This window comes from Seongchinamella unica (assembly GCF_004354085.1).
Classification (GTDB): Bacteria; Pseudomonadota; Gammaproteobacteria; order Pseudomonadales; family Halieaceae; genus Halioglobus; species Halioglobus unicus.
The window spans coordinates 32,343-47,235 of sequence record NZ_SMSE01000001.1; the positions used below are offsets into that span (position 1 = coordinate 32,343).

Here is a 14,893-nt window from a genome sequence, read left to right on the forward strand (position 1 = left end):
AGACAAGTCTTGTAGCTCGGTTGAATTTGACAAACCTGTCTCTGCCGTGGCCTGGTTGTAAAACAAGCTCAGAGAAGCCGGAGTTTTATTGGAGCCGGGTGACGTTATACTTTCAGGAGCAATGAAGAACGCACAGCCGGTTGAGACTGGCGGCAACATCATTGCCCGCTTCGACAACGGCCTAGGCGATATCAAGCTGAGCTTCAGCTAAATACATAGGTATAGCGTACCCGGTTCAGGCTAGTGTAAATCGCCTTCCACGGCCAGTTTTGACCGATCCGAAAAAGCCGGAGACCTATACTTTTTGGGGCCATGCTTGAACCATTTCCATCTCAGCTGAGTTCTTCGGCATGGCGGCCGCGATTTCTTCATCCGTAAAACCCAGTTCGTGCAACACGGCGTAGGTCTGGTTGCTTTCATCCACCTCGCCCCGGTTCAGGGGAGATCGGCTCAGAGCAGGCGCAGGTGGTACAGATCGATCCTGGACGGACTGGCAGCGCGCCTGAATCTGCGGATGTGCCCATACTTCGTCAGGCGTTAAAACAGGCGCCACGCAAGCATCAGAGCCGTCAAAGATCTGCTCCCATTCGCTACGCGTTCTGGTCTTGAACGCGGCTTCAAATTGCTTTGCGGTAGACTCCCACAATGCGGTATTCATTTGTTCAGGCACATCACCAAGACCCAGCTTTGCACACAAAGATGCATAAAAATGCGGTTCTATTGCGCCCACCGACATATATTTCCCATCAGAACATTGGTAGCAGCGATAAAACGGAAAGTGGCCGCCGGTGAAATTCTGACCACGCTCGGCCATGAACGGCGTTCCCCAGATTGGAAAATGCATTGCCATCATCGATAGGCAACCGTCTATCATGGCGGCATCTATGTACTGGCCCTGACCGGATTTTTCGCGTTCATAAAGTGCCGACAAGATGCCGTTCAGGGCAAACAAACTACCGCCCGCAAAATCGGCAACAAGATTGAGCGGCGGCAAAGGCGGTTCGCCACTTGGCCCCAGGGAACCCAGCACCCCGCTCAGGGCGATATAGTTAATATCGTGCCCAGCATCTGAGGCCATAGGGCCGGTCTGCCCGTATCCGGTCAATGAGCAGTAGATCAGCCTGCTGTTCACCTCGCTGACCGTTGCATAGTCGAGTCCCAGGCGTTTCATCACGCCCGGGCGATAGCCCTCAATAAGGATATCCGTTGTCTTGATCATTTCTTTTAATATCTTGGTGCCGGCGGGCGACTTCAGATCCAGGGTGACAAAACGCTTCCCCGGCGAAAAGGTGCTGACGGGGCCCCCTGCCCTACCGCCTCCAACGACAATCACTTCTGCCCCCATATCAGCCAATAACATGGTGCAGTAAGGCCCGGGGGCATTGCCGGTCAAATCCAGCACCTTGATACCCGCGAGGGGGCCAGTTTTAGTGTTTTTCATCATTCCTTCTCAATCGCTGCATATGTGGTATGGCTGTTAAACGGCTTGTCTGGACCCGCCTGTGCAGGCCTCAAATTTAATATACTAACCGGATAGTATCTTTATGTTCTTTTGGAGTCAATTCCTCCCCCATCTACGGCAAGGTCGAGGCGGCTTTCATATTTCACGTTGAAAATTGTTTTCGCCGGAACTTCGCCCATAAGGTCAGGTGGCAATCAGGGGCAGGTGATCGCAGGCGCGCAGGCGGCTATTGCATTGGACAGAATGCAATCGCATCTGCGACCATACGCTCTCATCAGGAGTGAAAAAAAACAATGAAGCCGAAGAAAAACCGTGAGCAAAGCACGAGTAAAATAAAAGCCGCTGCCTTGCACCTGATTGCAACAAAAGGATATTCAAACACCAGTCTTGAAGAAATTGCGAATACGGCGGGGTTTACCAAGGGGGCGGTTTACTACCACTTCAAAAGCAAAAAACGCCTAATCCTCGAAATTCTGCATGATATTGAATTCCGCTCCATTGAACTGCTTGCACAGGAACTGTCTGCGGCGGATGAATCCGCAAAAGACCTGCTGATCCGATTTGTTAACTTTCAAGCCGACTGGGGGGCGAAGTACCCTGACGATATCGGTGTAGTGATTATGATGTCCATTGGCTTCACCCACCTGGATTCAGATATACATCGAAAAATCGAAGGTAGCTACGAAAAGTTAACGCGCCTGTTGACAGATATCATCTCTCAGGGTGTGAGAAATGGGGAACTCTCATCGAGTATCAGTATTGACAACACTGTTACCTCCCTTATCGCAATGCGAGACGGCAATATGCTGCTCTGGTACCGCTCAGGCCGGGACCCCGAGATAGGCCGCCAACTGATCAGATCACTCAGGGATGCATTGCTTCACCCCGTCATTTTTCGTTGATAATTCACCTTCAGCGGCCGCGCCTTCTGATCCCCCCGCAGCCCACCTCGCCCAGGATTGTTTGATGCTCCGCCGGGTTGCCTGCGGATCGTCGAGTTGCCTGGCCATCGAGTAGCCCCCAGCCGACTCAGCCGGCGAAGTATTGACAAGCCCTCTCTGCAAGAATACTATCCGGATAGTTTTTTACAACCCACGGAGTGTTGCACGATGAAAGTTCAGGTAATGGAACAATTGGTGAAGCAGGTAACAGCCTTTACCCTGGCAAACAGTGCTGAACGAGATTCCTGGGAAAAGGCCATTGCCATGTCCGGGTTGCTGGCCTGGGGCGACGGTGATGCCTTGGCCGTAGTGCAGCGATGGCTGGATCGTGCAGTCGCGACGCAGAACTCGTCGGGCAACTTATGTTACGGCGATGCGTTTAAGGCAGCTCAAGCCGGCATTGATTACACGCCCACCGGTTCCCTGTCCTCCGCGCTGGGTATGCCACTACTGCAGGTTTACGAAAACTCCAGGAAACAAGAATATCTGGATGCCGCTGAGCGTCAAATTCAAGCGCTCGTCAATTCGCCACGGACCAGCGATGGGGGCATCTGCCCGCGTTACGAAGCCCGTGAGCTATGGGTGGACTTTACTTACCTGACCTGCCCCTTCCTGGTCCGGTTCGGCCAGATAACAGGTGAAGATAAATATATTGAAGAGGCCGTCCTTCAATTTGAGGTGCATGTAGCGCACCTACTGGACGAAAAAGCGGATCTGGCACGCCATATGTGGTGTGAAGTGCCCAATTGCTACCCCCAGTCTACCTTCTGGTCCCGGGGTTGTGGTTGGTTGCTTCTGGCCGGTATTCATTTACTGGAGTTGCTGCCATCGCATCCGAAAGCAGGTCTTTTCAAGGACGTTGTAAGGCGCCTGCTTACTGCTATGAGCAAACACCAGGATCGCAACGGTTACCTGCGCAATACCCTGGACGACCCGAGATCCAATTTCGAGGCGTCCGGGACCCTGATGTTTGCATTTGCGATTCCCCGCGCGCTTGAACTGGATATGGATCTGGTTGACAAGGCATTGATTGAAAATGCCCTTAGGGCCTTCGGCGTAGTGGCGGGATCCGTTGAGCCATCTGGCAAGATTCCGGGCGTGACCGTACCGCCAGGCGGGCCGAATGTAGTTTATGACTGGGCGATGTACGGCCAGGGTTTTTTCCTGCTGGCTGCAAAGGCCTTGAAACCTTATCTGACTGAGTGACCCCGGTGATTAAGGGCGACCGCGCCTGATTTATATACAGTCTATTTGTTGAGAAAAAGTGATTTTTATGCGCAATGACATGAATGAAATTTACGAAGAGTTTCGCAGTACCGTAAGACGTTTCGCCGAGGAAAAAGTCAAGCCACATGCCGCTATGATTGATCGCGATTCCCTTGCGCCAGAGGAGGCCTTTGAGGCTGCAAGGGCTTTGGGTTTGCAGGGCATTCCGTTCCCTGAAGAGTTTGGCGGCAGCGATGGCGATCTGATGCTACAGGTTATTGCCAGCGAAGAGTTGGCCCGTGTATGCGCGTCCACCTCCCTGACGATCGCAAGCAGTTGGCTATTCAGTATTATCGTGGAGAATGGAAATGATCAGTTAAAAGAGCTGGTGCCCGGTGTTGCCAGTGGCGAGAAAAAAACGGGCTGGTGTATGACTGAGCCCCAAGCGGGTTCTGATTTGATGGCTATAAAAACCACCGCAAAAAAAGTAGATGGCGGCTGGGTAATCAATGGTAATAAGCGTTTTATTACCAATGGTGGCTGGGCTGACTGGTATCTGGTGCTGGCGCGAACCGGCAGCAGTGATGACCGATCGTTCGGTGTCTTCGTGGTAGGTAAAGATGACAAAGGGATATCTTTCGGTGCCAAGGAAGACAAAATGGGACAGCGCGGCAGTCCTACATGTGATGTGATTTTTGATGAGTGTTTTGTTGCGGATTTTCGCTGTATTGGTGAACCGGACAAGGGGCTTTCTTACTTCAAGGAATATCTTCTCACATCCCGCTTGAGTATTTCAGCGCTGGGACTGGGCATTGCCCAGGGAGCCCTGGACGAGGCCGTTGCATATACCAATGAGCGTGTCCAGATGGGGCGTCCTATTGCACAGTTTCAGATGGTTAAGGGCATGATCGCTGACATGGTGGTCAAGGTGGAGTCCAGCCGCGCACTGCTTTATAAGGCAGTTAACATGCTGATTGAAGGACAACCGGGCGTTGAGGCTTTCAGTTCCATGGCAAAAATTGCCTGCACAGACGCGGCTATGGATGTGGCAAACGATGCGGTTCAGTTGCATGGGGGTTATGGCTACTTGAAAGAGTATGCCATCGAACGAATGTTTCGTGATGCCAAAATCACCCAGATTTATGACGGCAGTAATCAGATCATGAGGCAAATCGTTGCCGACCAGATCAACAAAGTGCAGGTGGGCTGATCTATGGGTATTCTCAGTGACTACAAGGTTCTTGAATTAAGTGAAGTTTACCAGGGGCCTCTGGCGGGTCAGGTGCTTGCTGATTACGGTGCGGAAGTCATCAAAGTGGAAAAAACGCAGGGTGGCGATATCCTCCGCAACACCGACATCCATGCACTGATGAATAATTCCTTAAGCAGCCATTTTGCGGCAGCTAACCGCAACAAGAAGTCGGTATGTATTGATATCACAGCGGACAAGGGCAAAGAGGTTTTAATGGCCCTCGTCAAGGAAAGTGATGTATTTCTGCATAACTACCGCCCCGGTGTTATGGAGCGCCTGGGCTTTGGTTACGAAGCTCTTGCCAAAATTAATCCAAAACTGATTTACGCCGTTGCTACGGGTTATGGCGAAACCGGTCCACTGGCCTCGTTTGGCGGTCAGGAAATGGTCATTCAGGCGCTGAGTGGCTATTGCGCCAACAACTCAGGTGACAAAGCGCCCGTCATCGTCAATGCCCCAGCCATCGATTTTGGTTCCGGCATGGTTCTTGCGCAGGGAATTCTTCTGGCTCTGATGGAGCGTGAAAAATCCGGCAAGGGCCAGAAGGTCACCACCTCATTGCTGGGAACGGCGGCTGCGATACAGGGGATTGAAGTCGCCTCCGTATTAAATACCGGCAGGTCCATCAACTGGTTTGAGACAGGCCTGAACTTTATCTTTCCCACAACCGACGGCTGGGTACTTGCCCTGGGCTTTTTCAAGGAAAATCCATTGGGTCTGATGTGTGAGGCGCTGGGCGTCGAGGATATGAGTAAAAAACTGGGTATTGAAACCGCCTCAGTGCTTGAACTCGCCAAACACAAGAGCACAGTTGAACCGATGTTGGCGGCGGCATGTAAAGACCTCAGCACTGATGAACTATTGTCCCGCTTGCAAGCCAAGGACTTGTTGTGTGCACCTATCATGAGTATTGCAGATGCCATGGCGCAACCACAGATCAAGGAAATAAATGCCCTGACTGACGTTCCGGTCAATGGGCAAAAAGATCTGCGGGTCGTCGATAGCCCATTGGCTTTTTCCCGCACGCCAAAACGAGAGCATAGCTCGGTGCCTTTGCTTGGTGAGCACACGGAGGAAGTGTTAGCTCGCCTGGGATTGAACCAATAATATCGATATTTTCCAGTAATATTGATATGAAGATTACGGATGTCACGGCAGCGCTGCTCAAATGGGAGAATATCCCGGTTAAAAGCTATTTGACCGTATACCCTTAATTCGAGCCATTCAGAATGTGGGAGCCCCTCAAAGGCAACACATCAAAGATCTTCAGGTTGACACCACCTGGATAGCCAAACCACGTATCCACGCTCTCGGCAACGAGGCTCATTGCGAGTAGCTCGGCACCGCGCCGAGAAAAGTGCGATGCTCAGGACGAATATCATTAAGACTGCCGCCAGCGACAGATTGGGTATTGACGCAGGTGTTATAGTCCGTGTTCATAAGCGTGCCCTGTACTCAATAACAAGGGTATCGAGCCCTCTTTGCTTAGCTGAAATAATTGAAACCAAGCAAGTTCCAGTAATAATAAAACCAAGCCATAAACAGAGCACAAAGAGTGACCAGGCTATACCGAACACGGGCCCAGAAACTAACGAGCACTCCCTGACGCCAAACCTGCACAGAGCAATAAACATGGTACAGAGCCGCTAAAGTAGCCAGGATTGGAAAAATCAGAGAAAATTTCAAAATAGCCGGCAGTTCAGACATGAGCGCTATGAAGCCCACGCTGACCCCGATAGAGGCAAAGATAATGAATAGAAAATTAGTCACTGCCACGGAAATTGACGCAACAAAGGCTTTTTTCTCCGTACCCTGTAGGGCACGAAAATCAGACCATTGATAAGCCAGCCGTAAAAATACCCCGACAAAAATCAACAATGACAAGCCGACCAGTGACCCTGTAAAAACACGGGTTTCGTAAAAGGGTGCCTTATATAGCTGCATGACACCGAAGCCATCCATGACAAAACCTGTAATCTTGCCATTCGCGTCTTCCTGAAAGGCGACTCGCCCATAATCATCCACTTCTCGGAACAGGTTATTGTCGACCTCAACATAACGCGTTTCTCCGATCATCAGCGTGTTGTCCGGCAAGGAAACAACCTTCACACCAACAAACATGCGCCACAAAGATTCGATCTTAGTAAAACTTGAACGCCAGCTGTGATAAGTACCTTCATACCGTTTTGCCCGCTCTGAGAAATCAGCAGGTGGTGTCACTACCGTCACTTCAACGGGAAAGAATTCATCATAAAAAGATTTTACAAACGCCTTATGGGTTTGCTGCATACCGGGACCGCTGAAGGATGAAAAAAGCATAAAGTTTTCTTTTTGTGACATCCCGAAATGAGAGTTAAATATGAGCGTTCCGCCATCATGACCAAAATTTTCAAAATCAGCAGGGCCATAATTACGTTTGAGAAACCCTAGTCCCATACCCCGAACACGCTCGTCATGGGCGAAGCCGTCATCTATCATCATCTGTAGCGTTTCTGCTTTTAAGATACGCTTTCCGTCAAAGGCGCCACCCTTCAGAAGGGCATGGGCAAAAAATGACATATCATGCGCAGTTGCGGCCACGGACCCAGCAGGCCCGAAGTTTGAAATGATTTCATAGTTTCGTTCTTTGTAACGCCCCTCTGCATAAACATAGGCTTTGGCCATATTGGCATCAAGTTCTGGCGGCAGCGGCTCAACGAAGGTTGCGTTTTTCATGCCCAATACATCAAAAATATTCCGTTGAACATAATCGTTGAACGGCACCCCGGATACATTGGCTACGATCAAGCCGGCCAGGGCCGTCGCCCAGTTGGAATAGGCGGTATGTTGCCCCGGCGCATTGACCCGTTGCGGTTGATATTTAGCCAATGACTGGTTAAGCGGTATGATCCGGCTGGCATCATCAATAATCAGATACCCCATTGCGCCATCTTCAAAGCCAGCGGTGTGGGTCAAAATATGGCGTAGCGTAACGGGCTGCCCAGGCCAACTATCATCAATTTGAAACGTCCGGAGATACTGATTAACGTCGGTATCAAGGTCAAGATTCCCTTGTTCCACCTGCTGCATAACCGCAACCCAGGTAAAAAGTTTGGAAATGGAACCAATCCGGAAAAGGGTGGATTCCGGCTCGACAGGAATACGATTCTCAACATCACGAAAACCATAGCCCTTGGAGAATATCATCTTGCCGTTTTTCATGACCGCGACAACGCCGGAAGGGCTATGAGCGCTTTGCATGTGGTTTTTTACAACACCATCAACGAAAGCTTCTACTACAGCCGGGTTTGTCACATCCGGATGATCAAAGGTAGCGGCCACCTTGCCCGATGTCGCACTACTGGTTGTCGGCTGCGGTTGGCCAAGGGCGTTTGCAGCAGCCAGCACGGTGCCGAGGGCTATACCAAGAAGTCCGGGTATAAGGTTTCTGTTCATTGGGAGTTTCCTCTCATAGAAGTTTGCGGCATCGGACCTGTAACCTGACGGCGGATTCTCGGTGCAATTGTCCCCATCACAGCTTTTTTGCACCCCTGACGCCCAGTCGATTCCGGACATCCTGCAAAGGAATTTGGGCCTGCTCAGGCTCTTACCGCGGCCCCTTTGCCAACGATCTTTCGAGGGCCATTCGCACACGTCCCGATTCGTTACTGGCCAGATCGCGCATGGCAAGCTTCACAATGAGATCTCTACTGCTCGACTTGCGACAGAACCAACTCAACACGCTTTAGGTCAACTTATGAGGATTTCAATATTTTTGCGATTCCCAGCGTACAGATGGGAATGATGTAGACCAGCGCAAAACCCACGGATAATGCCGAGTACCCCTTGGCCACCAGGGAGACGATGCCCAGTGAGCCCAACAGCCCACCCAGGCCGAGCGTCACTATCGCTATAGCGGCTCTGGCCGGATGGCCCAGCGCCTCATCCGCGCCGGGCTTCAGCACCGCCTCGATGCGCTCGATAAATCCCTGCACCAGCCCTGCACCGGTTTCCACCAGGGTACCGAGCAAGGCAACCAGGAAAATCCCCAGCAACAGGGGCGTGGTGTACTCGGACATCATCCAGTAGTTGGGTACGGGTTCTTCCAGCACAGCGGGATACCCCGCTGCATAGCTGACGTGAAACAGCACCGCGGGGATCATCACCGCCAGGCCGGTGACCAGGCCAGCCAGTAAGGCTTCCGAGCGCGAACTGATCGCCCGGGTAGAAAACAGCAGAACGGGCGCTATGGCCAGGTTATACATCGCATACAGGGCGCCGCCCTGAAGCCAACCCACTTCCACGGCACCATTTTTTACCGCTTGCAGGACATCTACATCTCCGTGGTTCATCACCTGGATAAAATAGGCCACAAACACCGCGTACATGCCGATCGACCAAAAGGTGAGGACTTTCTCCACTGCCTCGCGGCCGAAGTACACCAGCGCAATAACCAGCACCAGCACCCCAGCCATCCCCACCAGGCTGGAAATGCCAAACTCCTCCTCGAGAATATTGCCCGCAGCCGAACCGACCACGCCCAACACCAGCAGGAACAACAGCAGGTAAAGAATCTCGAAGCAGATCCAGAAAGGACCGATGAGTTTGCCAAAAAAAGTTCGGTAATCGTAAACCTGGAACACCCGCGCGAACTCGTAGGTGCAGGCCAGTACCAGAGCAAACACACAGGCGGCCACGCCGATACCCAGCAGTCCTCCCAGTATGCCGTAGCGGGTGAAGAACTCGACCACTTCGCGGCCGGTGCCGTAGCCGCCGCCCATGACCACGGAGATAAATACCGCGGCTGGAACGACATAGACCTGCATCCAACGGTTCACTGAGAGGCTTCCCCGCGCTTGATAATATGGACCCAGCGCTGTTCGGCGCAGCGGGACAGCCTGCGCCGCTCAAATGCCCGGTGTTGACTCACATCACTATAACAGCACCGATTGGCAGTGATGCCTATTGCCCCAGGAGGTATTTAAACTCGACCCCATACAGTCGTGGCATACCCCAGATAACACGTTCAGCACCTGTGAGGGCAGCCAGGCTATGACCAACGTAGTACTCATCGTCACCAATATTACGAATCCAAGCCGACAACTCCCATTTGTAGCTTGCGGGGGTGAAGCTTACACGACCATTCCACAGGTCATAGCTGGGAACCAACACCGTATCGACGTTAGTGGCACTAGTGTACATATCATCCTGGTACGTGTAGTCAAGATTGAATGTTAATTCCCCAGCGTCACCAACCGGCAGCGCGTACTGGACACCCGCGTACACCTTCCACTTGGGGGCGTAACTCATGTCATTGCCGTCGAAATTTTTGGGCTGGGTAGGGTCTATCGCCGAGATAGGATTATCAAACTTGTCGTAGGTTGCATCCAGATAGGTGGCGTTAAAAGTCAATTGCAGGCTATCCGTGGGCAGCCAAACAGTTTCCACTTCTGCACCCTGGCTTGTTACCTCACCGGCGTTAGAAACTACTGTGACATTGGTACCACCGACAGGCACATTTTGGAACAACTGGTAGTCGGAGAATTTCTGTACGAACACATCGGCGTTGACACGAAGCTTGCCGTCAGCCATGGTGGACTTAATCCCCACCTCAAAAGCATCGACATACTCAGTATCAAACTTAACACCGGGAAGATACGGGTTAAAGTCGGCATTAAAACCACCGCTCTGATAGCCACGCGAATATTTGGCGTAATACATTACATCATCATTAAGCGTGTAATTAATACCCACAGTCGGCGACCAGTTGCTGTCACTGAATTTATCCTCGTAGCTCAAGTCAAACGCGCCAAACAACGAGCCCGGAGCCTGAGAAGCCAGAAAAGCGGCGGTAGCTGGCGGCAACCCAATCAACTCCAGGAAAGCACCGCCAGCAGCGGGGTCGCTGGGTGCATTGACCTGATTGAAGTCCAACTCCTTTTCCTCGTCAGTAAAACGCAAACCAGCGGTCAGTTCCCACTTCTCACTCAGGCGGTAGTTGCCGTGGATATAGGCGGCATAGCTGGTAACGTCAACCTCACTCGGAATCGCGATCGTTCCACTGAGTGCCTGGGAAGGCAAAACCGGCGCACCAAAAACGAGGAAGCGCTCAGTAGCAACAGTGCTTTCAAAGTAGTAGATACCGGCAACCCAGTCGTAGGAATCATGTTGCGGAGAGACAATACGAAACTCCTGTGAAAACTGGTCCGTGTCTTCGTCGAACACGGTCTGAAACGCGTCAACGACTGGCGTAAAATCTTCGTCGCCGAAAATATAATATTCGCTCTCGCGATAGGCCGATATGGAAGACACGGTGTAATCACTTTCGGTGGTGTAGTTGAGTGTCAAGGCTCCACCCCAGAATTCGACTTCGTCGAGCTCTTCGTCCTTGCCGGTCTCATACGCGGGACGCGACTCCAAGGTGAATACCGGCGCTTCACTGGATGTCTTACCCCAGTCTCCGGCGACAACCACCTCCAACTGGTCGGTCGGCAGGAATCGAAGCTGGCCTCTTGCGCCTTCCTGCTCCCAATCTCCTACTTCTTTATCGAGCACCACATTGTCGAACAAACCATCCCGTTCCTGTTTGCTGTAAGCAATCGACGCGAAAACGGTGTCACCCAGCGGACCACTCACGTACCCTGAGCCAGTCCAGTAACCTTCGTTGCCGAAGCCGGCCTTCAGCTCTCCAGTGAACTCTTCGGAGGCCTTTTTGGTGTTCAGGTTGATCGCACCGGAAACGGTGTTCTTACCGAATAGTGTACCTTGCGGACCACGCAGGATTTCCACGCTCTCCAGTCCCAGCAAGGGCTGGTTTGCCGATGACGAACGTCCCTGATAGACGCCGTCAACATACACACCCATGCGCGCATCGATACCAATATTCCTGGAATTGTCGACGATACCACGCAGACCACTCGCGGCCTGGCTACCGGGTATTCCGCCGGTGCTTAGCGAGGGGGCGCTTTTGGCTAAATCAAACAACTCGGTAGCGCCCAGCTTCTCCATACCGTCGGCGCTGAACGCCTGGATGCTGATGGGAACATCCTGGCTGCTTTCGCTACGTTTCTGGGCCGTGACTATCACTTCCTCCAGTGCGAAAGTCGAAGTTTTTCCGCCCTGGGCCAGGGCGGTGGTTGCGGAAAGTGCCGCGAGGGCACCGATATTCAAAGCCAGGATTGTCTTGCGCATGGCGCTCTTCCTCAGAGTGGTTTTATTGTACAAAATTGGTTTGTGGGTGAGATTGTTTCGTTGCCGGTTCATGCCTTTCGAGTCGCCGCGGAGATACCCAGGCAGGGTCAAAGCCCGCTTGTTCGAGGTCGACCGGCAAGCCGCTGCCCAGCAGGAGAGAGGCCGCCAGCCTCGCCGCGGCGGGTGCTGTCTGGATACCATGCCCCCCCTGCCCCGCCGCCCAGAAAAAACCTTCCGCATTCGGGGCGAAGCCGATAACGGGGGTGCGGTCGACAACAAAATTGCGCAGGCCAGCCCAGCTGTGCTTGATCTGTCGCACCTCAAGTTGCAGCGCCTGTTGGGCATAGTGCACCGCATAGGCGATATCCAGCTCCTCAGGCTGCGCATCACATGCCTGCGAAGGATGTTCGTCCGCGGGTGAGGCGAGGATCAGGCCGGCATCCGGCTTCAGATAGAACGAACCGTCACTGGCCATGACCAGCGGCCAGCCCGACACATCACACCCGGCGGGCGGGTCCAGCAGCACGGCGGTGCGGCGCAGTGGGGTCAGGCCAATAGCATCAACGCCGGCCAATGCCGCGACTTCATCAGCCCAGGCACCCGCTGCATTGACCAGCAGCGGCGCCGAGTAACTTGCCTCGGGGGTCTTGACACACCACACATCGTCCCTGCGTTCGAGACCAGTGATATCGGAGTTGCTCAACAGCCTGCCGCCCCGCTGCCGCAGTACTCGCAGGTACCCTTCATGCAGCGCGTGCACATCCATGTCGAACACATCGGGTTCGTACCAGCCGCTTGCCGCATAGTCTTCATTCACGATAGGTAACTGGCGCCTGATAAAGTCCCGGTCCGCTCGAACGATTGTGGGGATGCTTTGCTGCAGTAAGGACCACTCCTGGTCCATGGCGGCTTCTTCGCCGGGTGCGCAAAGCACCAGCAGACCCCTGCGGTGTAACAGGGTCTTGGTCCGGAAAATGTCAGGTGGGTCGAGCAGGAAATTGAGACTGCATTTTGTCAGTAACGAGAGGCTCGGGTTGTCATGACCGTAGGACGGTATAAAAGCAGCCGCCGAGCGGCCTGTGGAGTGGTAACCCGACTGCTCCTCGCGCTCCAGCAGCAGCACGCGTGCCTGCCCACTGAGCTCCCCGGCGATGGAAGCGCCGGCCATGCCGGCGCCAACTATTATTATGTCAAAGGTTTCCACAGTGCCTGAATGTCCGCATCACGCCTGAATATTTGCAGAACATAGCAAATTTTTTCGTTTTCGAAAACATTTTTCGATAATTATTTCTTCCCCCGAATCATTTTAGGTGTGGACTACGAAGGGGAGCGCGCCTGCCTCAGTAGGCCGCGATGGCCTCTATCTCCACTTTTGCGCCGGGAAGCATAAGATCAGACCGAACCGTCGATCGCGCGGGGCGGTGCTCGCCAAAAAACTCACTGTAGGCCGCATTGAATCCGCGGAAATCCGAGGCATCCGTAAGCCAGATATTGACCTTCACCACATCCTGCAGGGACAGACCCTCGTTAGTCAGCAGGCGGTGAATATTCTCGAGGCACAGACGGGTCTGCTCTGCGATATCGCCCGTGTGCAGTTTACCCGCCTCATCAAAAGCCAGTTGCCCGGAAGTGAACAAAAATCCCGCGGCGGCGTAGGCCGCCGACAGTGGGGCGCTACTGCCATCGGGCAGTGTGATCTCTTTTCCTACGGGTCTTTTATTAGTCATGATACTTTTCTCTTGCCGGAGCGGAAGGTGTCAGACACGTTCTCGTAGCCTTGCAGGGACATGCTGATCAAAATTTCGGCATGCTTGCGGCCGAGCGATACGTAATGGTGCCCCATCGAGGAATCAAACAGGATGCTGTCGCCCGCCTTTAGCTGCACCGGCTGGTAAAGCTCTGTATGCAATTCCAGGCGGCCACTGAGGACATAGATAAACTCCTGTCCCTTGTGACGATGCCAGGGCAGTTCAGGGTCAAATTCATGGGATTTCACCACGCCTTTCAGGTAACCCTGCTGGTGATTGGCCACCTCACTGCACAGCACCTCATACGCCACATCGGGTGTGTCGAACATGGCGCCCTGCCCGCCCATCGTGATGGCGCGCCTGCCCTGCATGCGACTACCCGGATTGGTCAGGTCAGATACCGGCAGACCGAGTCCATTGGCAAGTTTATTGACACTGGTGAAGTTCAGGTCTGTCTTGCCGTGCTCCAGTTTCGATAGCGTGCCAACGGAGATGCCGGTCCGCGCGGCAACCTCGGCCAGCGTCCAGTCCTGCTCCTTGCGCAATTCACGCAGACGGCGCCCGATCTGGTTAACGGCTTTAGTGTCCGTCCCGGGATCGGTAAGCTTTTTTTTCTTACTACCGGCGTCACTCAAATCTGAATTCCTCTTACATCACATCGCCTGCAACAAAGCGGCTGTACACACTACCCGAATTTTTTCGATAACGAAATATGAGCTTTCATTATAACCTGTGGATGGCGGTATCGCACTGTTCAAATCCATCCGCCTGGATCTGTTGGCGCGTCAAGCGATCTGGGAAGAAGTGCAAGCGGTACCAGCCAGAAACCGCAGTAACAACGCCTCACGGGCTAGCACAAAATACCCCAGCCTGCGTGGCGTCTGGTCTGGAATGATAGGGGTAACCGGATGAGCCCGACCTACACACGCCGCAAAAATCGACACTATCCCTACTACATCAGTCAGGCAGTACTTCAGTACAAAGAGGACTAAGGCGGAAACGTGTTGCGCGTGCCGGATGCCGGGTGCCGGGTGCCGGGTAGAACCTTGGAAGCCACAACCACCGATCTGTTGTTGAACTTCCTCAGCAGTTCAGATCACATTCTTGACCTTCT

Annotated in this window: 11 protein-coding genes; 4 read left to right on the forward strand and 7 right to left on the reverse strand. The window is 53.1% G+C overall.

Translation table 11 applies throughout. From position 1 onward, the window contains the following. Positions 1-295: 295 nt before the first annotated feature. Positions 296-1,444, reverse strand: coding sequence for a CaiB/BaiF CoA transferase family protein (locus E2F43_RS00160; protein ID WP_133208873.1), 1,149 nt, complete (start codon positions 1,442-1,444; stop codon positions 296-298). Positions 1,445-1,755: 311 nt separating this feature from the next. Here E2F43_RS00160 and E2F43_RS19400 point away from each other — a divergent pair, with 311 nt between their 5' ends. The 4 genes from E2F43_RS19400 (at position 1,756) to E2F43_RS00180 (ending at position 5,968) form a co-directional block, all read left to right on the forward strand. Beyond that, the gene (locus tag E2F43_RS19400) at positions 1,756-2,364 is read left to right on the forward strand and encodes a TetR/AcrR family transcriptional regulator (RefSeq protein WP_133208874.1); all 609 of its coding nucleotides are present in this window, start codon (positions 1,756-1,758) and stop codon (positions 2,362-2,364) included. 207 nt (positions 2,365-2,571) lie between these two features. Next, the gene (locus tag E2F43_RS00170; protein WP_238946670.1) at positions 2,572-3,609 is read left to right on the forward strand and encodes a glycoside hydrolase family 88 protein; all 1,038 of its coding nucleotides are present in this window, start codon (positions 2,572-2,574) and stop codon (positions 3,607-3,609) included. Positions 3,610-3,676: 67 nt separating this feature from the next. Continuing rightward, positions 3,677-4,819, forward strand: coding sequence for an acyl-CoA dehydrogenase family protein (locus E2F43_RS00175; RefSeq protein WP_238946671.1), 1,143 nt, complete (start codon positions 3,677-3,679; stop codon positions 4,817-4,819). 3 nt (positions 4,820-4,822) lie between these two features. Further along, positions 4,823-5,968, forward strand: a complete 1,146-nt coding sequence (locus E2F43_RS00180) for a CaiB/BaiF CoA transferase family protein (RefSeq protein WP_133208875.1) — start codon at positions 4,823-4,825, stop codon at positions 5,966-5,968. 378 nt (positions 5,969-6,346) lie between these two features. Here the strand turns inward: E2F43_RS00180 and E2F43_RS00185 are convergent, their stop codons facing one another. The 6 genes from E2F43_RS00185 to E2F43_RS00210 all read right to left on the reverse strand — a co-directional run bounded on the left by E2F43_RS00185 (position 6,347) and on the right by E2F43_RS00210 (position 14,414). Then, entirely contained in the window at positions 6,347-8,296 is a 1,950-nt protein-coding gene (locus E2F43_RS00185; RefSeq protein ID WP_133208876.1) for a serine hydrolase domain-containing protein, read from the reverse strand. A gap of 299 nt (positions 8,297-8,595) precedes the next feature. After that, a complete protein-coding gene (locus tag E2F43_RS00190) occupies positions 8,596-9,678 on the reverse strand; it encodes a hypothetical protein (RefSeq protein WP_133208877.1) in 1,083 nt (360 codons plus the stop codon). Positions 9,679-9,802: 124 nt separating this feature from the next. Next, positions 9,803-12,031, reverse strand: a complete 2,229-nt coding sequence (locus tag E2F43_RS00195; protein WP_165954133.1) for a TonB-dependent receptor — start codon at positions 12,029-12,031, stop codon at positions 9,803-9,805. Between the two features lie 22 nt (positions 12,032-12,053). Then, positions 12,054-13,235, reverse strand: a complete 1,182-nt coding sequence (locus E2F43_RS00200; protein ID WP_238946672.1) for an NAD(P)/FAD-dependent oxidoreductase — start codon at positions 13,233-13,235, stop codon at positions 12,054-12,056. 136 nt (positions 13,236-13,371) lie between these two features. Beyond that, complete coding sequence (locus tag E2F43_RS00205; protein ID WP_165954134.1) at positions 13,372-13,758, reverse strand: RidA family protein; 387 nt, start codon at positions 13,756-13,758, stop codon at positions 13,372-13,374. Continuing rightward, positions 13,755-14,414 (reverse strand): helix-turn-helix domain-containing protein, encoded by a 660-nt coding sequence (locus E2F43_RS00210; protein ID WP_133208879.1) that lies wholly within the window; start codon positions 14,412-14,414, stop codon positions 13,755-13,757. The genes E2F43_RS00205 and E2F43_RS00210 overlap by 4 nt, the downstream gene beginning before the upstream one ends. Positions 14,415-14,893 lie beyond the last annotated feature (479 nt).

Excerpts from the sequence above, each read along its gene's own strand:
- E2F43_RS00160 (WP_133208873.1), bottom strand. The coding sequence starts at position 1,444 with ATGATGAAAAACACTAAAACTGGCCCCCTCGCGGGTATCAAGGTGCTG.
- E2F43_RS19400 (WP_133208874.1), top strand. The coding sequence starts at position 1,756 with ATGAAGCCGAAGAAAAACCGTGAGCAAAGCACGAGTAAAATAAAAGCC.
- E2F43_RS00170 (WP_238946670.1), top strand. The coding sequence starts at position 2,572 with ATGAAAGTTCAGGTAATGGAACAATTGGTGAAGCAGGTAACAGCCTTT.
- E2F43_RS00175 (WP_238946671.1), top strand. The coding sequence starts at position 3,677 with ATGCGCAATGACATGAATGAAATTTACGAAGAGTTTCGCAGTACCGTA.
- E2F43_RS00180 (WP_133208875.1), top strand. The coding sequence starts at position 4,823 with ATGGGTATTCTCAGTGACTACAAGGTTCTTGAATTAAGTGAAGTTTAC.
- E2F43_RS00185 (WP_133208876.1), bottom strand. The coding sequence starts at position 8,296 with ATGAACAGAAACCTTATACCCGGACTTCTTGGTATAGCCCTCGGCACC.
- E2F43_RS00195 (WP_165954133.1), bottom strand. The coding sequence starts at position 12,031 with ATGCGCAAGACAATCCTGGCTTTGAATATCGGTGCCCTCGCGGCACTT.
- E2F43_RS00205 (WP_165954134.1), bottom strand. The coding sequence starts at position 13,758 with ATGACTAATAAAAGACCCGTAGGAAAAGAGATCACACTGCCCGATGGC.